At 67.2% G+C, this 19046-nt stretch carries 13 protein-coding genes; 8 read left to right on the top strand and 5 right to left on the bottom strand.

Translation table 11 applies throughout. The features are described from left to right. Window positions 1–64: 64 nt before the first annotated feature. Window positions 65–1444 carry a dihydrolipoyl dehydrogenase gene (gene lpdA / locus ACT3UE_RS12680; RefSeq protein ID WP_444554045.1) on the bottom strand — a complete coding sequence of 460 codons (1380 nt, stop codon included), beginning with the start codon at window positions 1442–1444 and terminating at the stop codon, window positions 65–67. Window positions 1445–1649: 205 nt separating this feature from the next. Continuing rightward, window positions 1650–3161 carry a leucyl aminopeptidase gene (locus ACT3UE_RS12675; RefSeq protein WP_444554044.1) on the bottom strand — a complete coding sequence of 504 codons (1512 nt, stop codon included), beginning with the start codon at window positions 3159–3161 and terminating at the stop codon, window positions 1650–1652. A gap of 229 nt (window positions 3162–3390) precedes the next feature. Here ACT3UE_RS12675 and ACT3UE_RS12670 point away from each other — a divergent pair, with 229 nt between their 5' ends. From ACT3UE_RS12670 to ACT3UE_RS12655, 4 genes are all read left to right on the top strand, one after another. Continuing rightward, window positions 3391–4326, top strand: a complete 936-nt coding sequence (locus ACT3UE_RS12670) for a PAC2 family protein (protein ID WP_444554043.1) — start codon at window positions 3391–3393, stop codon at window positions 4324–4326. 68 nt (window positions 4327–4394) lie between these two features. Continuing rightward, window positions 4395–5669, top strand: a complete 1275-nt coding sequence (locus ACT3UE_RS12665; protein ID WP_444554056.1) for an MFS transporter — start codon at window positions 4395–4397, stop codon at window positions 5667–5669. Between the two features lie 116 nt (window positions 5670–5785). Beyond that, complete coding sequence (locus ACT3UE_RS12660; protein WP_444554042.1) at window positions 5786–6928, top strand: DUF4192 domain-containing protein; 1143 nt, start codon at window positions 5786–5788, stop codon at window positions 6926–6928. Window positions 6929–7176: 248 nt separating this feature from the next. Next, the gene (locus tag ACT3UE_RS12655) at window positions 7177–8439 is read left to right on the top strand and encodes an RNA polymerase sigma factor (RefSeq protein ID WP_444554041.1); all 1263 of its coding nucleotides are present in this window, start codon (window positions 7177–7179) and stop codon (window positions 8437–8439) included. Window positions 8440–8663: 224 nt separating this feature from the next. On the opposite strand, the gene ACT3UE_RS12650 is transcribed toward ACT3UE_RS12655, so the two are convergent. After that, a complete protein-coding gene (locus ACT3UE_RS12650; RefSeq protein WP_086999860.1) occupies window positions 8664–8891 on the bottom strand; it encodes a DUF7455 domain-containing protein in 228 nt (75 codons plus the stop codon). 241 nt (window positions 8892–9132) lie between these two features. Here ACT3UE_RS12650 and ACT3UE_RS12645 point away from each other — a divergent pair, with 241 nt between their 5' ends. Further along, window positions 9133–11238, top strand: a complete 2106-nt coding sequence (locus ACT3UE_RS12645; RefSeq protein WP_444554040.1) for a DNA gyrase/topoisomerase IV subunit B — start codon at window positions 9133–9135, stop codon at window positions 11236–11238. 10 nt (window positions 11239–11248) lie between these two features. Here ACT3UE_RS12645 and ACT3UE_RS12640 read toward each other — a convergent pair whose 3' ends face one another. Together ACT3UE_RS12640 and ACT3UE_RS12635 are read right to left on the bottom strand one after the other, a co-directional pair. Then, a complete protein-coding gene (locus ACT3UE_RS12640) occupies window positions 11249–12268 on the bottom strand; it encodes a M56 family metallopeptidase (RefSeq protein ID WP_444554039.1) in 1020 nt (339 codons plus the stop codon). A gap of 27 nt (window positions 12269–12295) precedes the next feature. Then, window positions 12296–12670: a BlaI/MecI/CopY family transcriptional regulator gene (locus tag ACT3UE_RS12635; RefSeq protein ID WP_444561237.1), complete on the bottom strand. Its 375-nt coding sequence runs from the start codon at window positions 12668–12670 to the stop codon at window positions 12296–12298. A gap of 203 nt (window positions 12671–12873) precedes the next feature. Here ACT3UE_RS12635 and ACT3UE_RS12630 point away from each other — a divergent pair, with 203 nt between their 5' ends. The 3 genes from ACT3UE_RS12630 to cydC are packed head-to-tail and all read left to right on the top strand — an operon-like array spanning window position 12874 to window position 19041. Continuing rightward, a complete protein-coding gene (locus ACT3UE_RS12630) occupies window positions 12874–14469 on the top strand; it encodes a cytochrome ubiquinol oxidase subunit I (RefSeq protein ID WP_444554037.1) in 1596 nt (531 codons plus the stop codon). 32 nt (window positions 14470–14501) lie between these two features. Then, a complete protein-coding gene (gene cydB / locus ACT3UE_RS12625) occupies window positions 14502–15524 on the top strand; it encodes a cytochrome d ubiquinol oxidase subunit II (RefSeq protein WP_444554055.1) in 1023 nt (340 codons plus the stop codon). Window positions 15525–15531: 7 nt separating this feature from the next. Further along, entirely contained in the window at window positions 15532–19041 is a 3510-nt protein-coding gene (cydC, locus tag ACT3UE_RS12620) for a thiol reductant ABC exporter subunit CydC (protein WP_444566832.1), read from the top strand. Window positions 19042–19046 lie beyond the last annotated feature (5 nt).

Raw genomic sequence — 19046 nt, 5'->3', positions numbered from 1 at the left:
CGAGCTTAGTGCACGGTGGGCCGACCCGCGTAAGATCGGCCCACCGTGCACGTCATACCCGTGCTTAACCGTGAAGTGGCTTCCCGGCCATGGCCAGGGCGGTCTCGCCCATGGCCTCGTTCTGGGTCGGGTGTGCGTGGACCAGCTGGGCCACGTCCTCGGGGTAGGCCTCCCAGTTCACGATCAGCTGCGCTTCGCCGACCTGCTCGCCGATCCGGCTGCCGATGCCGTGCACACCGACGATCGGGCCGTCCTTGACGCGCACCATCTTGATGATGCCCGCGGTCCCCAGGATGGAGGACTTGCCGTTGCCGGCGAGGTTGTATTCCTGGATCTCGACCTGGTCGTCGCCGTACTTTTCCTTGGCCTTGGGCTCGGTGTAGCCCACGGACGCAATTTCCGGTTCGCAGTAGGTCACCTTCGGGATGTTGATGTCCTCGACGATGACCGGGTTCTTGCCGGCGATCTCCTCGGCCACGAAGATCCCGTGCTGGTAGCCGCGGTGGGCCAGCTGCAGACCGGGAACGATGTCGCCGATGGCGTAGATGTTGCCGACACCGGTGTGCTGGCGTTCGTCGGTGATGACGAAGCCGCGATCCATGGTCAGGCCCTGCTCCTCGAAGCCGAGGCCCTCGGTGACCGGGCCACGGCCCACGGCCACCAGGACGATGTCCGCCTCGAGGTCGGTGCCGTCGGCCAGTGCGACCTTGACCCCGTCGTCGTTCTGCTCGACCTTCTCGAAGAAGACGCCGGTCTTGGACTTGATGCCGCGCTTCTTGAAGGCACGCTCCAGGCCCTTGACGATCGAGGGATCCTCGTTCGGGACCAGCGACGGCAGGCCCTCCACGATGGTGACGTCGACGCCGAAGGACTTCCAGACGGAAGCGAACTCCACGCCGATGACGCCGCCGCCGAGGACGATGGCGCTCTGGGGCAGGGTTTCCATGGCGAGCGCTTCGGTGCTGGTGAGCACTCGGCCGCCGATCTCCAGCCCCATGGTCTTGGTGGTGGAGCCGGTGGCCAGGATGATGTTCTTGCCCTTGTAGGCGACCCCGTCCACATCGATGGTGTCCTGGGACACCAGGCGGCCGTTGCCCTCGATGACGTTGACCTTCTTCATCTTCAGCAGGCCGGCCAGTCCCTTGTACTTGCCGGCGACGATGCCGTCCTTGTACTGGCGGACCGCGCCCATGTCGATGGAATCCAACGTGGTGTTGATGCCGTACTTGGCGCCTTCGCGGGCGTTGTCGGCCAGTTCGGCCGAGTGCAGGTACGCCTTGGTCGGGATGCACCCGGTGTGCAGGCACGTGCCACCGAGCTTTGCCTTTTCCACCAGGCCGACGGTGAAGCCGAGCTGGATGGCGCGCAATGCGGCCGAGTAGCCGGCGCTGCCGCCACCAAGGATGAGTACATCGAATTCTTGCGTTGTTGCCGATTCGGCCACGTTGACGCTCCCTCGCGAGTGAGATCATGCCCCACGGTGTGGGGGCTCGTTCCATGTGTTCTGCCTGTCCGACCTCGGGGCCGGAGAGGCACTGCCTACTATTCTTTCAGGGTTCACCTTAGCGCGGACCATGGCCGATCATCCACAAACCGTGACCGGCCGATCGTGGGTGGGTGACCGGTCTCATGGACCGCCGCTTCGGAAACTACCGTGCTGCCAGTGCCTCCGCGTAGGTGACCAGGGTGCGCAGACCGGATCCGGTCCCGTTCTTGGGGACGTAACCATAGGGGGCGACGTCGTTATATGAGGGGCCGGCGATGTCGATATGTGCCCAGGGGATCTTCCGGCCATCGACCTCACCGACGAACTCCTGCAGGAACGCGGCGGCGGTCATCATCCCGCCGTTGCGTTCACCGGCATTGGCCAGATCGGCGACGGTCGAATCCAGGGAGGCCCGGAGCTCTTCGGGCATGGGCATGCCCCAGGCGGATTCCCCGGAGGTCCCTGCGGCACTGACCAGTGCATCGCGGACACCGCTGTCACCCATGATGCCGCTGGTGCGGCGACCCAACGAGATCAACTGTGCGCCGGTGAGCGTGGCGATGTCGATGATGACGTCGGGCTTTTCGGCGCTGGCAGCCACCAGTCCGTCGGCCATCACCAGGCGACCTTCGGCGTCCGTGTTCAGGTTCTCCACGGTCTTGCCGCCGAACATGGTGAAGACGTCGCCGGGACGGGCGGCGTGGCCGCCGGGCATGTTCTCCGCCAGGCAGAGCCAGGCGGTCGCGCGCAACGGCAGTTGGAGCTCGGCGATGGCGAGCATGCTTCCCAGCACGGTGGCTGCCCCGGCCATATCCGACTTCATGAAGTGCATGTTCGCTGCCGGCTTCAACGAGATGCCGCCGGTGTCGAAGGTGATTCCCTTGCCGACGAAGGCGAGGTGGCGGCGGGCCTTGGCCGGGGAGTACTCCAGCTTGACCAGGCGCGGCTGGCGCGAAGAGCCCTTGCCGACGCCCATGATCCCGCCGTACCCGTCCTTTTCCAGGCGCTTCTCGTCGTAGACGGTGACCTTGATCGGCAGCGACTTCACGGCGCTGCGCGCCTCCGTCGCGAAGGATTCGGGGAAGAGGTCGCTGGGGGAGGTGTTGACCAGATCGCGCACGCCGCGCACGGAGCGACCGACGATGGCGGCCCGGCGCAATGCGGCCGGCAGGGTCTTATCGGCCGACGCAGCGGTGGCGATGATGCCCTCGGTCAATGGCGTCTTCTCCGGAGCCTTGGAGAGGTGGTTGGAGAAGGCGTAGGCACCCAGGGCGACACCTTCGGCGACGGCCGTGGCCGATTCGACGGTGGGGGTCGGTAGGGCGAAGACCACCTTGGCGTGGCCCTTGAGCTGGCGGGCGGCCGCACCGGCGGCGCGACGCAGCGCCTCCGGTTCGGGGGTCTCGCCTTCGACGGTCCCGACGCCGGTCAGGACCAGGACTTCGGCCTTCAGCGAACCGGTGGCCGGGAGCCGGAGGACTTCATCGGCCGCTCCGGTGGCGCCCAGGGCGGGCAGTGAGTCCTGGAGGGCGGAGGCCTCTGCCTTCGGCAGGGGTGCGTCGAGCAGCCGGGGGCCGTCCTTGCCCTGGGCGATGGCGATGACGACGGCGTTGGCCGCCACCCGCCGCACGTCGGGGGAAACGGCGGTCAGCTTCAATTCGCTGGCGTTGATCACGGGTCGGGATCCTTAATGCAGCCGCCCACCAGGGCTGCGGTTGGTATGTGAAGTAGATGTTGCGTTCCCCTTGATCGTATCGCTGCCCGATGGTGCCGGGGTCCACCGGCGTCGTGATGGGCCGACCTGGTGGGTCCAACCGATAGAATGGTGCCCGGGCCGGGAAGGAATCCGAGGCCCCGTGTGTTGAACCGGAAGGTGCATGCTCGAGTCCCTGGAAGGAGACACCATGCTTGATCCCTTGTCCCTCGTCAGGTACGACGACGAGGTCGTCGATGACGTGCGTCTCCAAGGACTGGGCATGCTGGTCTCCCTCGCGGGCCATGCCGACGCAGGGCAGGTCAGTCAACAAATCCGTCGGGAACTGCTGGGTAAGCTCGATTCCGAGCTCATCGCCTCCTTCGATGCCGACCAATTGGTCAACTACCGCGAACGACGCCCGCAGATCTCCCTGGCCGCCGACCATTTCACCGACTATGCGGCGCCCGTGATCGAACTGCACCGGCTCACGGATGGGCTGGGCACCGACTTCCTCTTCCTGACCGGATCGGAACCGGATTTCCAATGGGAGCGGTTCGCCGCCGCCGTCGTGTTGCTGGCCCGTGGCCTGAATGTCTCGTTGGCTGCCGGGATCGGCGCGGCGCCCCTGCCCGTACCGCACACCCGGCGCATCGGAGTCACGGTGCACGGGAACCGCCCCGATTTCGGGCAAGGCATCTCGACGTGGAACCCCTCCGCCCAGATTCCCGCGGCGGCAGCCCATCTGGTGGAAATGCGCCTGGACGCGGATGGCCGCGACGTCGTGGGGTACGACCTGCACATTCCGCATTACCTGGCCGATTCGGAATACCCCCAGGCAGCAGTGGCTGCGCTGGAATTCCTGGGGGCCGCCCTGGGGCTGGGATTGCCCTCGGACGATCTGCGCGAAGCGGCGCGGAAGGTCGAAGGACAGATCGCCGAGCAGGTCGCCGACGCCCCGGACGTCCAGCGGATGGTCGCCAATTTCGAGAAGCGTTTTGACGCCCATGAGCCCGAGGCCGAACGGCGTTCGCTGCTCCTGACGGCCGACGAGGCCGTTCCCGATGGCGAAGACCTGGGGACGGCGGCGGAAGCCTTCCTCTCCTCGGAAGCAGCCAAGGGCGACCCCGACGAAAGCGGTCAGTGACCGCCCTCAGGGTCAGGGCCGCCTCCGGGCCCGCCTGGTGGGTCTGGGGGATCGGTGTCTTCGCCTACATGGTTGCCGTCACCCAACGGACCAGCTTCGGTGTCGCCGGGCTGGAAGCAACGACCCGGTTCGATGCCAGTGCCTCGATCCTGGGGATGTTCAGTGTCGTCCAGCTCGTGGTCTATGCCGGTTTGCAGATCCCGGTGGGCATGCTGATCGACAAGTTCGGTTCACGGCGGCTCATCATCTTCGGTGCCGTCCTGATGGGCGTGGGACAGATGTTGCTGGCCCTGGCCACCTCCGTTCCCGCAGGATTGGTCGGGCGCTTCTTCGTGGGCGCCGGCGATGCGATGACCTTCGTATCGGTCATCCGCCTCATCTCGGCCTGGTTTCCGGGCTATCGCGTCCCGATGCTCACCCAGTTCACCGGCATGGTCGGCCAGTTGGGGCAACTGCTCAGCCTGGTGCCCTTCGTGGCCCTGCTGCATTGGGCCGGATGGACGACCTCGTTCCTCTCACTGGCCGCGCTGTGCGTCCTGGCTTTCGTCCTCTCCCTGGCCGTCGTGCGGGACCAGCCGGCCGGAAGCGCGCCGCTGCCCCCCGGACCCGCTCCGAAATCCTTGGCCGTCCTGGGGGAGGCCTGGCGCCAGCCGGGGACACGGTTGGGGTTCTGGACGCACTTCGGCCTGCAATTCACCTCCAACGTCTTCCTGCTCGCCTGGGGGTACCCCTTTCTGGTCTCCGGTCAGGGCCTGGAGCCGGCCGCGGCGTCGGGACTGATGACGATCTTCGTCCTGGTCTCGCTGGTTTTCGGGCCGTTGTTCGGGGCCATCGTGGCGCGGCATCCCCTGCGGCGGTCGACGTTGGCGTTGGGGATCATCATCCTGATCTCGGCTGCGTGGGCCACCGTCCTGCTCTGGCCCGGACCGGCACCGCTGAGCCTGCTGGTCGTGTTGTTGACCCTGCTGGCGATCGGTGGACCGGGATCGATGATCGGCTTTGATTTCGCCCGGACCTTCAACACCCCTCAGAGCATCGGAACCGCCACGGGCATCGTCAATGTCGGCGGATTCACCGCGGCGCTGATCAGCGTGTATTTCATCGGGCTCATCCTCGACCTGCAGTTCGCGGCCGCGGGCGGCCGGGGGGATCTCTACAACCTCGATGCCTTCCGTTGGGCGATGGCGTTCCAATTCATCCCCCTGGCGGCGGGCGCCATCGGCATCCTCGTCACCCGCCGCAAGGCCCGGGACGATTTGGCCCATCACGGGGTGGTGGTCGTCCCCCTCCGGCAGGCCTTCTCGGAACGGCGGTGGCGCCGCGGCCGGCGGCCCCGCATCTGAACGGCAGCTGCCACGGACCCCTCACCGGGAGCTGCCCGGCGCCGTCGGGGCCGGTTGCTCCACAAGTCAACGGCCCAGCCTCGGACGCCACGCACGGCAGGGGACACGGTGGGGTTATGAACAGCTCACCGGGACAACTCTCCGTCAGTGACGCCGAAGGCGTCATCTCGCTCGTACCCCATCTGCTCGGATTCCATCCGCGCGAAAGCCTGGTGGTGCTGATCATGCGGGATAAAGCCTTGGAAGCCACGCTGCGGGTGGACCTCCCGGCCCCGGGCCCCGGCATGATGGCGGCGCGGGCATTCACCCGGCAGCTGGCCGACTATCTGCGGGCGGCCCCCGAGGCGGATGGCGCCTGCCTGGTGGTGTATTCGGAACTGGCCCATGCGGACGGAAAGATGCTCCCGTACCGGGATTTCACCGATGTGGTGGCCACGCAGCTTCAGCGCCGCGGATACCGGATCCCTGATGCCTGGCTGGTCGGCTGCGGACGCTGGTGGTCCTACTTCTGCGCGGAACCGGACTGCTGTCCTACGTCGGGGCGGCCGATCGAATCCGTCCTGCTTTCGGAGACACATCTGGACATGGTCCTGCGGGGGAGCAGCCCCGTGTCCCAACCGTGGGACGGGACGGGGACAGCTTCGTGGCCCGGGCTGGAGGCGGTGCGTGAGGTGGTTGAAGAACACCGCAGTGCCGGCGGCGGGTGGCGGGAATCCCTGCGCGGCCTTGAACGATGGTGTGCGGCCCTGGACCAGGAGCCCCGGGGGCTGGTGGCCGAATTGAAGTCGAACCCCTCGGACACCGGGGCACTGTTGGCATCCCTGGGGACCGATCTGGTGCGGGACGCACTGCCGTTCGCCGCCGGAAGTTCGGGAACCGCGGCGCGGAACGCCCTGGTGGGCAGGCTGCGCAACGCCCGGGCCAACGTCGAGTTGCGTGAACTGGGTGAATTCATGTTGGGCAACTCGGACCAGGCGCCCCACTGGGAGGGCCTGGAGCACCTATGGGAGGTGGGCCGGGGAATACTACCGGCGGCAAGGGGGCGGGACCGGTGGGCCCTGCTGTGCATCCTGGGCTGGGTTGAATGGGCCAAGGGGCACAGCAGCGGGGCCCATGCCCTCATTGCCACCTGCCGCTCGGAGGAGCCCGATTACCGTTTGGCCGCCTTGCTGGACGCCTTCCTTTCCCGGGGGCGGTTGCCCCGGTGGGCCACCAACCGGGAAACCGCCTGGGCGGGCTGTCTCGAGGCCGGCCAATGACGAGCGTGGGCTCGAAACGTGAGACACTATTAACCGCAGACCCGGTTGGGTCCGTGTCCTTGGGGACGGTAGCCACTGTCCCGCCCGTCGTCCACTTTCGGAGACGGGAACAAAAGGCCGAATGCAGGCGTTGCACCCACTGGACCCTTCATTCGGATCCGCCCATGTGGCGGAACCCGGACTTGACAGGGTCATAGTGGTGTTACCCGTCAGGTGGCGCCGCGGTCGATCCGTGAGAAAGGTTATTCGTGCCAGCTTCCAAATCAAGCTCTCAGGCCACCACCAGCCGGGGCAAGAAGCCCGCAGCCGCAGCGGGTGCAGTGGATACAGCCGATGAGACGGATGAGTTGACGCCTCAGCAGAAGGCCGCTCAGACGCGCGCCAAGAACAAGGCCAAGAAGGCGGCCCAGGCAGCAGCCGAGCCCACCGAACCGGTGGCGGCGGAGCCGGAGGCCGAGGAGGAGGGCGAGGTAACAGCCAAGCCCGACAGTGAAAAATCGGGGGCCCCCGCCGATCCGGCAGCCCGCGAAGACGAGGCGCGCGGTTTCATCATCACCAGCGATGACGACGATGCCCCGCAGCAGCAGGTGTTGGTCGCCGGTGCGACCGCCGACCCGGTGAAGGACTACCTGAAGCAGATCGGCAAGGTCGCCCTGCTCAATGCCGAACAGGAAGTGGACCTCGCCCTGCGGATCGAGGCGGGTCTCTACGCCACCGAGAAGCTCAAGGCCGGCGACGACCTGCCCAAGCGCCTGCGCTGGGACCTGGAACAGGTGGTCCATGACGGCAAGATCGCCAAGAACCACTTGCTCGAAGCCAACCTGCGCCTGGTCGTCTCGCTGGCCAAGCGCTACACCGGTCGTGGCATGCTCTTCCTGGACCTGATCCAGGAAGGCAACCTGGGGCTGATCCGTGCGGTCGAGAAATTCGACTACACCAAGGGCTTCAAGTTCTCGACCTATGCCACCTGGTGGATCCGTCAGGCGATCACCCGTGCCATGGCAGACCAGGCGCGGACCATCCGCATCCCGGTCCACATGGTTGAGGTCATCAACAAGTTGGCCCGCGTCCAGCGTCAGATGCTGCAGGACCTCGGGCGCGAACCGACTCCTGATGAGTTGGCCAAGGAACTCGATATGACCCCCGAGAAGGTCGTCGAGGTCCAGAAGTACGGTCGTGAACCGATTTCCCTGCATACCCCGTTGGGCGAGGACGGCGACTCCGAGTTCGGGGACCTCATCGAGGACTCCGAAGCCGTGGTCCCGGCCGATGCCGTGAGCTTCACGCTCCTGCAGGAACAGCTGCACTCCGTGCTGGACACATTGTCCGAGCGCGAAGCCGGCGTGGTGGCGATGCGTTTCGGGCTGACCGATGGCCAGCCGAAGACGCTGGATGAAATCGGCAAGGTCTATGGCGTCACGCGGGAGCGGATCCGTCAGATCGAGTCCAAGACGATGTCCAAGCTGCGCCACCCGTCCCGGTCGCAGGTCCTGCGGGACTACCTGGACTAGACCGGAGCGTCGGCGAGCCGACCCGGAGCCACAGGCCGGCACCCCTGCCACGGGGTGCCGGCCTGTGGTGTTTCCAGGGGCGCTTCCTCGCAGGCGGTGGGGTGCTGCCCCATGACAAGGGGCGCGCGCCGAAACGAATCAGCGCAGACAAAAAGCGGGAACCGTGTGTTCACGGTTCCCGCTTCAGCAGTCTTCAGGCCCCCAAGGGGCCTGTCGATCGAGGATCAGTCCTCGTCGTCGTAGACCGGCTTTTCATGAAGTTTGTCGGTTTCGTCCTGCCACTCGGCGGTCATGGGCCGCAGCTTGGCCTCGACGTCGCGTGCGTGGTGGCCGCAGAAGAGCAGCTCTCCGCCAGAGGTCTGAAGAACCGCCCGCACATAGGCCTGTGCTCCGCAGCGGTCGCAGCGGTCGAGTGCGGACAGTCCGCGTGTTGCCACTGATGTTGGCGTCATGGTGACCTCCTTAGATCTCGTGTACCCAATACAACCAGTTACGGCGGTGATTCATCCCGTCATGACTCGACTTTCGCTCACCGCGTAGCGTTCGGGGGGTATTGGAGGCATGGGCGTGTCGTGGAACACGCCCTGATCGACCGTCGAAAAGCAGCAACGGCGCGGGAACCGTGAAATGCCGGAGGCGGGGACTACCGTGGAATTGGTCCCCATTCCATCGTCAACAAGGAGCACGTTCCCCGTGGCACCGAGTTCTCAGTACAACGCACGCCACCTCTCCGTGCTCGAAGGCCTCGAAGCGGTCCGCAAACGTCCGGGCATGTATGTCGGCTCCACCGATTCGCGGGGCCTCATGCATTGCCTCTGGGAGATCATCGACAACTCCGTGGACGAGGCGTTGGGCGGATTCGGCCAGAGCATCACCATCGTGCTCCACGCGGACGGTTCAGTTGAGATCCATGACGATGGCCGGGGCATTCCCGTGGACGTCGAACCCAAGACCGGGCTGACCGGCGTCGAAGTCGTCTTCACCAAACTCCACGCCGGCGGAAAGTTCGGTGGCGGCTCCTACACCGCCTCCGGCGGCCTCCACGGCGTGGGTGCCAGCGTGGTCAACGCCCTGTCCGGACGTCTGGATGTCCAGGTGGACCGTGGCGGGAAGACCTATCAGATGCAATTCCGCCGCGGGGAGCCGGGACGTTTCAAGGACACCGGGAAACCCAGGCCTGAAGCACCTTTCGAACCGTTCGTGGAAAACTCCGAACTCGACGTCGTGGGCAAGGCCAAGCGCGGGGTCACCGGAACCCGCATCCGCTACTGGGCGGACGAACAGATCTTCATCTCCGACGCCAAGTTCTCCTACGAGGAACTCGAGGCGCGCGCCCGTCAGACGGCGTTCCTGGTGCCGGGCCTGCGGCTGACCCTGCGCGATGAACGCAAGCTCGCGGGAACCGCCGGTGAGGACGGGCCGATCCAGGAGGTGTTCCATCACGACGGCGGCATCTCGGAATTCGTCGACTACCTGGCCAACGATCCGGCCGTCACCGACATCTGGCGCATCCAAGGCAGCGGGAGCTTCAAGGAAACGGTGCCCGTGCTCGACGACGCCGGACACAGCAAAGTCATGGAGGTCGAACGCTCCTGCGAGGTCGATGTCGCCCTGCGTTGGGGAATCGGCTACGACACCACGGTGCGTTCCTTCGTGAACATCATCGCCACGCCCAAGGGCGGCACCCACCAGACCGGGTTCGAGCAGGCCCTGCTGAAGACCTTCCGCAAGGTGATCGAGTCCAACGCCCGCAAGCTGAAGGCCGGTAACGACAAGATCGAGAAGGACGATGTGACCGCGGGGATGACGGCCGTCTTGACCGTGCGTCTGGCCGAACCCCAGTTCGAGGGGCAAACGAAGGAGATCCTGGGGACCTCGGCGGTGCGCCAGATCGTTTCCCGGGTCGTGGAAAAGCAACTCGGGGCACGGCTAACCTCCTCGGCGCGGGCCGATAAGCAGCAGTCCGGGGCCGTGTTGGAGAAGGTCGTCAACGAGATGAAGTCCCGGATCTCGGCCCGGGTCCACAAGGAGACCCAGCGGCGCAAGAGCGCGTTGGAGACCTCGTCGTTGCCGACGAAACTGGCTGATTGCCGCAGTGATGACGTGGGGCGTTCCGAACTGTTCATCGTCGAGGGCGATTCGGCGCTCGGCACCGCCAAACTGGCCCGCTCCTCGGACTTCCAGGCCCTGCTCCCCATCCGGGGCAAGATCCTCAACGTCCAGAAGGCCTCGGTGGGGGACATGCTCTCCAACGCCGAATGTGCGGCCCTGATCCAGGTCGTGGGGGCCGGATCCGGGAGGAGTTTCGATATCTCCGCCGCCCGGTACGGCAAGGTCGTCCTGATGACCGATGCCGATGTCGACGGCGCCCACATCCGTACCTTGCTGCTGACCTTGTTCTTCCGGTACATGCGCCCGATGGTCGAGCATGGCAGGGTCTATGCCGCGGTGCCGCCGCTGCACCGCGTGGAGGTCATCCACTCCGGGACCAAGCCCAATGAGATGCTCTACACGTATTCGGAGAACGAGCTCCACACGGTTCTGGCCCAGCTCGAGGCTAAGGGCAAGAAGTACAAGGAACCCATCCAGCGTTATAAGGGTCTGGGTGAGATGGATGCCGAGCAGTTGGCCGAAACGACGATGGATCCGCGCCACCGCATGCTACGCCGGGTGAACATCGCCGACGCGGAGCGGGCCGAGCAGGTCTTCGATCTGCTGATGGGCAGTGATGTGGCGCCGCGCAAGGAGTTCATCATTGCCGGCGCGGAACGCCTCGACATGGAGAACATCGACGCCTGATCGGCGCCAATCAGTTCAGCAGACCCGGGGCCACCAGGGCCAGGGTCGGGACGAGCACCAGCAGTACGGCGGTGGCCATGACCGTTGCCCGCCCGGAGGCGGGGAGTTCCCCGACCGGGCTGAGCAGCCGGCGCAGCCGCAACGAGGAGAGTTGGCTCGGGGGCACCGCCGCGGCGCGTCCGGGCCCGGCGGCCGATTCCCGGGCCCCCGTTCCGTGGGGCCGGTCGGTTTCCACGGCATCGCCGAGCCGCGCCTCGACGGCCCCCACCGGGGAAGGGTCCATGCCCGAGGACACGGCAACCAGGGAGCGCAGCAGATCATCGCGGGACACCTGTTCCAAGGCGGCGTCGTCGGCCAGCATTTCGATCAGTTCCTGGACGGCCAGACGTGCCAGCCGGGAGGTCGGCAGCCAGGGCAGCGCCTGGTTCCAGGATTCGAAGGCCAGGACCAGCAGATCATGACGCTGATCCAGGTGGGCCCGTTCGTGGGCGACCACCCCGCGCAGGCCCTCTTCGTCGAGCGAGTCGAGCAGTCCCCGGGAAAGGACCGTGAGGGAGCCGTTGAATCCGGGCAGGCAGTAGGCCACCGGTGCCTGGTGCTCGACGACGACGGTGCCGGGGATCGAGGCGGATGGACCGCTGAGCAGGGCCAGCAGGCGGCGGTGGCGGGCCCGCTGGCGGGTGACCTTATAGGCGGTCAACAGCAAGGTGAAGACGAGGTGGGCGCCGAGCAGCAAGGCGGTGCTCAGGGCAAAGACGTGGACGACCGTCAGCAGGGCGGCGCCCGGTTCCCCGGCCAGGATGCCGCGGAATCCCGAGAGGGCCGACAGGAGGTTGTCGCCCAGGGGGGAGAGTCCCCAGACGAGGAAGGCCCCGATCATCGACAGACCGCCGGCCAGGGCGATGGCCTGCCAGAGCAGCAGGGCGGTGAAGGGGGACCGGGAGGTCCAATGGGCGCGTGAGAGCACTATCGGGGCCGGCCACGCCAGGATGATGGCGAGGCCGAGCAGGAGATAGGAGGCTGTCAGCATCGTAGCCGGGGAGCGGCGGTGGCGCCGCTAGGCGTTGGCTCCGTCATCGAGGATGCGTCGCAGGGAAGCCAGTTCGACGGGGGAGATGCCACCGATGAAACGGGCCAGCACGGCTTCACGGTCCATGACGTTGCCCATGGCCTCGTTCATGAGTTCCACCGTGTGTTCCTCGCGGCTGGTGACCGCGCGGTAGCGGTGCGGCCGGGTATCGCGTTCACGGGTGACGAGCTGTTTCTTCTCCAGCCGGGCCAGCACGGTCAACACCGTGGTCACCGCCAGTTCCTTGCCGTCGTTGCTGTGGGCCTGCGCCAGCTTGTCACGAAGGTCGTTGGCCGTCTGCGCTTCGGCACCGTCCCACAGCAGATCCATCACCGAGCGTTCGAGGTCGCCGAGAGTTGCCAATGATCTTCCTTATCTAGCCCAACCAGGTCTACGCAGGGTTCACGTCGGTGGAGTCTGTTCATCCTCCGGTCCGCTGCGCTGATACCAATCTACCCTGATTTCCGTCCAGGTTCTACATGGCGTAGAAAATCGGGTATTCTACAAAGCGTAGAAAACGTCTCGGGGGCTCTCCCGGGACGTCCGCAGGGTTTGGAAGGTTGTTCATGGACCCCCTTGAAATTGCCCGCTGGCAATTCGGCATCACCACGGTCTACCACTTCCTGATGGTGCCGTTGACCATCGGACTGGGCATCCTCGTGGCGGTCCTGCAAACCATGTGGGTGCGCACCGGCCGGGACGTGTACCTGCGGATGACGAAGTTCTGGGGCAAGCTGTTCCTGATCAACTTCATCATGGGGGTGGCCACCGGTCTGGTCCAGGAGTTCCAGTTCGGCATGGCCTGGAGCGAGTACTCCCGATTCGTCGGTGATGTCTTCGGGGCGCCGCTGGCCATGGAGTCCCTGCTGGCCTTCTTTGTTGAATCCACCTTCCTGGGACTGTGGATCTTCGGCTGGCAACGACTACCGAAACTGCTGCACCTCGGCTGTATCTGGATGGCCACCCTGGCCTCGGTCCTCTCCGCCTATTTCATCCTGGTGGCCAACTCCTGGATGCAGCACCCGGTCGGTGTCGAAATGGTCGATGGACGCCCGGTCATGACCGACGCGTGGGCCGTTTTCACCAACAGCACCGCCCTGGTCACCTTCCCGCACACCATCTTCGGGGCCTTCGCCGTGGCGGGTGGGTTCCTGATCGGCATCGCCTGGTTCCACCTCTACCGGCGCCGCAAGGCGGGCATCGACACCGTGGATGCCCAGGGATACGTCATCGTCGGCCAGGACACCTCCCATGGTGCAGGCCGGGACAAGCTGGACCACGCGGTGTGGCTCAAATCGCTGCGCATCGGCGCGGTCGTGGCGATGGTTGCCTTTGCCGGGGTGGCCTTCTCCGGGCACGCCCAGGCCCAGCTGATGTTCAAGCAGCAACCCATGAAGATGGCCGCTGCCGAAGCCGCCTGCCACGACGGCACCGGCTTTTCCGTGCTGACCATCGGCAACCTCGGGGGCGGAGGGGCCACCACCTGCGACGACGTCGTGGCGGTCTTCGAACTGCCGGGACTGCTCTCCTTCCTCGCGAACGACGACTTCACCACCGAGATCCCCGGGGTGAACACCCTGCTGCCGCAGTACCAGGAGAAATACGGGACCCACCTGCCCGACGACCCGATGTACGGGGACCGGGCCGGGCAGGAGATCAACTACCTGCCCCTGATGGAGGTCACCTACTGGGGCTTCCGGCTCATGATCACCTTCGGTGGCATCGCGGCGGTGGCGGCCCTGGTCGCCCTGTGGGTGGTGCGCAAAGGCACCGTGCCGGAGAACAAATGGATTTCCCGGCTGGCGGTCTTCGGCATCCTGGCCCCTTTCGGAGCCAACTCGGCGGGCTGGATCTTCACCGAGATGGGGCGCCAGCCCTTCGTCGTGGCACCGAACCCGACCATGGACGGCTCGGTGGACCAGGTCTTCATGTATACCGCCGCGGCCGTCTCCCCGGGGGTCTCTGCCGCCGAAATGCTCTTCTCGCTCATCGCCCTCACGGCCGTCTACGGGGTGCTGGCGATCGTCGAGGTCAAGATGATCGTGCGCTACGTGCGCGGCGGGGTACCGGCGGCCATGCCCGAATTGACGGCCCCACCACCAGGGGAGGACGACGACGACACCCCGCCCGGCGACGGCGACGTCCTCGCCTTCGCGTACTGATCCGTCCTGCGGAAACGATCTAAGGATTGATGATGGAATTCCTCCCGACACTCTGGTTCGTGATCATTGCCGTGTTCTGGGCCGGCTACCTCTTCCTCGAGGGCTTCGACCTCGGGGTGGGCATGCTGATGAAACTGCTGGCCCGCAACGAACGGCAGCGGCGGGTCCTGCTGAACACGGTCGGTCCCGTCTGGGACGGCAACGAGGTCTGGCTGATCACCGCCGGAGCCGCGACGTTTGCTGCCTTCCCGATGTGGTACGCCTCGCTGTTCTCCGCCCTGTACGTGCCCCTGGTCCTGGTCCTGGTGGCGTTGATCTTCCGTGCGGTGGCCTTCGAATACCGTGGCAAGGCCCATCGCCAGTCCACCAGGAACCTCTGGGACTGGGCCATCAGCCTCGGCTCCTTCACCGCGGCCTTCGGGGTGGGGGCGATGCTCGCCCTGACGACCACGGGGCTTCCCTTGGACGCCAACGGCGATCGCGTGGGCGGGGCCTTTGCCTGGTTCACCGGGTACGCCGTCCTGGGGGGCCTGGCCGTCGTCGCCTTCTCGCTGATCCATGCGCTGGCCTTCGTCGGACTCAAGACCGACGGTGAACTACGGGGGAGGGCCCGCCGGATCATCGGCCGATGGCTGCCGGTGGCCCTGGCGCCGATGGCCCTTTGGGCGATCCTGGTGGTCGTGCCGACCGGCCAGGTGGTCCCGCTGGGTCTGCTGGTCCTCGCCGTCGTGGGGGGCGTCGCCGGATGGCTGGCCAACCGGCGTGGCGCCGAAGGGTGGTCCTTCGCCTTCTCGGGGGCCTTCCTGGTGGCCGGGGTCTCCGCGATCTTCGTGGCGGTCTTCCCCGTGGTCCTGCCCTCGACGATCGACCCCGCGTTCAGCCTGACCGTCGCCAACGCCTCCTCGAGCGAATACACGCTGGGACTGATGAGCATCATCGCGGCCTTCGGTATCCCGCTGGTGCTGCTCTACCAGGGCTGGTCGTACTGGGTGTTCCGCCAACGGGTCTCCGAGAAACACATTCCCGACGCCCATACCGTGACCCCGGTGGTCTAGGACCGAGATGACCCGTATGACGACGCCTGCCGGCGGTCCCCACCAGGGGCTGCGCGAGGTCCCGCGCGGGCAGCTGGTGCTGCTGGCCGCCCTGGCCGCCGTGAAGGCCGTGGGCCTGATCCTGCTGGGGCAGGCACTGGCCACCGGAATCACCGCGGTGGCCGACGGCACCGTCGGCTCCCACCCGGGGACCGTCCTGGACCTGGCCGGTTCCCTGGCTCCCCTCTGCCTGCTCGGGGCACTCGGGGTGCTGCTGCGCGCCGCAGCCACCTGGGGCATGACCCATGCCGCGCAGCGGACCGCCCGGGGCACGAAGGAACGCCTGCGCCACCGTCTGGTCGCCGCCGAACTGACCGGAAGGACCCGTCCGGGAGGCGCCGATGCGCCGAACGGGCCCGGTGCCGTGGCCGCCTTGGCCACGCGCGGGCTCGACGGCCTGGACGAGTACTACACGACGTTCCTGCCCGCTTTGGTGGGCGCTGCCGTCGTGCCGGTCTTCATCGGGGCCCGCATCCTGGCCGCAGACTGGGTCAGTGCCCTCATCCTGGTGCTCACCGTGCCCCTGGTGCCGGTGTTCATGGCCTTGATCGGGCTGCATACCCAGGACCGGGTGGCCCATGCCGCCGCGGGGCTGGATGCCTTGTCCAACCAGCTCGCCGAACTGGCCCAGGGCCTGCCGGCACTGATCGGGTTGCGTCGTTCGGCCGAACGACGGCAGGGACTCACCGCGGTATCGCGTCGCTACCGGGAAAGCACGATGTCCACGTTGCGTACCGCCTTCCTGTCCGGGTTTGCGCTGGAACTGATCGCGATGATCTCCGTGGCCGTCGTGGCCGTGTTCATCGGGGTGCGGCTCGTCTACGGGCAGCTGGGACTCGACGTGGGACTGCTGGCCTTGATCCTCGCCCCTGAGGTCTTCCTGCCGTTGCGCTCCGTCGGCGCCGCCTTCCACGCCTCCGAAGACGGTCTGGAGGCCCTCCGCCGGGCCGAGGACCTGCTGGGGGAGGACCTCGAGGGGCCCCGGCCCGCCGCCGAGGACCCGGAGGGGGCCGACGAGGAGCCGGGCCCCGTCGGGCTGCGCGTGCACGACCTGGTCGTCCGATATGCCGGCGCGCAGGCCCCGGCCCTCTCACGGGAGGAACTCACGGTGGCTCCCGGCGAACGAACCGTCCTGGACGGTCCCTCGGGGAGCGGGAAGACCACCTTGCTGCATGCCCTGGCGGGAGTGCTTCCCGCCGATGCCGAGGTGGCTGGGGTGATCGAGGTCCCGGGGGCGGCCCGCACCGCCTGGATCGGCCAGCACCCCCGGTTCACCGAGCCCACGGCCACCGCCGAACTACGGCTCTACGCGCCGGACGCCGCCCCCACGGAACTGACCCGGGTGCTTCAGGACGTGCGGGCGGGACATCTGGCCACCCTGCCGCTGGAGCGGCTCAGTCCCGGGGAACTCCGCCGCATCGCGGTGGCCCGGGCGCTGCTGCGCATCCGGTGCGCCGGAGCCTGCGTGTTGTTGGCCGACGAGCCGACGGCCCACCTGGATGAGGTGAGCGCCGCAGCCGTCAGGAGCGCGCTGGCAGGTCTCGTTGATGAGGTGACGCTCGTCGTCGCCACCCACGACCGTGAACTGGCCGCGATGCTGCGGCCGACACCAGCCGCCGGGCAGCTCCAGGCCCCTCGGGAAATCCGAGGGGACCTGCCGGCAACACAGGCTTCCGTCGCGCTGCCGCCCGGCCCGGCGACACCCGAGACCGCTGAAGGGGCCACCCCGGCCCCCGCCTCCGCATGGCCCGCCCGCCGGGGGCTGCTGCGCTCGATCAGGTGGTGGCGTTCGGGAATGGCCGGCGGAATACTGCTGGCCACGGCCTCGGTGCTTTCCGGAGCCGCCCTGACCGCGGTCTCGGGGTGGCTGATCGTCAATGCCAGCACCCAGCCGCCCATGATGGTGCTCATGGTCGCCATCGTCGGGGTGCGCTTTTTCGGATTGGGCCGGGCCGTCCTGCGCTACGCCCAACAGCTGGCCGTGCACCGGGCGGTCCTTGACTGGGCGACGACGCTGCGCGCCCGCCTCTGGGACGCCCTGTCCGACCGCCCGGCCGGCTGGGGGAAGCTGACCCGTTCGGGGGACGCGCTGAGGCACCTGGTGGCCGACGTCGACGAATTGCGTGATGCAGCCCCCCGGGTCCTGGTCCCCTTGCCGGCAGCGATCCTGGCCTGGCTCGGTTCCCTGATCACCGCGGCCCTGGTCTTCCCCTCGACCACGGTGATCTTTCTGGGCGCCGGGGTGCTGGGCTTCCTGCTCGGACCCTGGTTGGCGGTCCGCATCGAACGCGGCTCGGCCGTCGAGGCCGCCCGGCACCGCAGTTGGGCGACCGGCCGGATCTCCACGCTCTTCACCGCCGCAGCGGACCTGCGGGCCAACGGGGTCGCCACCCGGGCGGCCACCGGCTTCACCCGCCGCGACCGCCAGGCCTCCACCACACTGCTCAGGGCCGCCATGGGGACGGGACTCGGCGAGGCCATCGCCGTGCTCACCTCCGGGCTGGCGGCGCTCGGATGCCTACTGGTCGCCGGTGCCGGCGGGGCAGCGGGAGCAGACGCCGCGGCCCTTCTGGCGGTGGTGGCCTTGCTCGCGCTGAGCCTGAACGAACCCTTCGCCAATGCCTCCGAGGCCGCCTCGAAATTGCCGCTCTTCGGCGACCGGCTCGATGCCGTCGGCCGGATCCTGCTCCCGGAGGACGACGACGCCCCGGCACCGCTTCCGGCCTCGGCGTCCGAAGTCGCCGTGAACGACGCCGGATGCGACGGCGGCAAGGCACGGGTGGAATCACTTCAACTGGACCGGGTCTCGGTGACCTGGACGGGCACCACCGCGGTGGTGGAACAGATTTCGGCACGGGTCGAACGGGGCGGCTGGTTGGCGATCACCGGCCCCTCGGGATCGGGTAAATCCAGTCTGCTGGCCGTCCTGTTGGGACTGGTCCGGCCCTCGCATGGAGCCTTCCGGCTGGAGGATGGATCCGGCAGGGTCCTGGACCCCTGGAGGGAGCCGGAGCACGCCGCACCCCTGCTGGGACGGATCACGTGGTGCCCGCAGGAAGCCCACCTCTTCGATTCAAGCCTGCGGAACAACCTCTCGCTGGGCCGTGCCGCCCACGATCCAGCGACCGATGCCGAACTCCACGCGGCGCTCCACCGGGTCGGGCTCGGAACCTGGTTCGCCCAGCAGGGCCAGGGGCTGGCGACCCGGATCGGCAGCGGGGGACACCGGCTCTCCGGGGGACAACGTCAACGACTCGCGGTGGCCAGGGCCCTGGTGGCCCGGGCGGACGCCGTCCTGCTCGATGAACCGACGGCGCATCTGGGCCAGGGCGAGGCCCTGGAACTGATCGCCGATCTACGTGAAGCCCTCTCGGGAATGGCCGTGGTCATGGTCACCCACGATACGGCGATGGCCGCCGGCGCCGATACGGTCCTGGATCTGGGCGGCGGGGCAATGGTGTCGCCGTTGCGGTCCTGAGCGGT

Source organism: Arthrobacter sp. 179, assembly GCF_052379645.1.
Lineage (GTDB): Bacteria > Actinomycetota > Actinomycetes > Actinomycetales > Micrococcaceae > Arthrobacter_H.
This window is presented reverse-complemented; position numbering and strand designations above follow the sequence as displayed.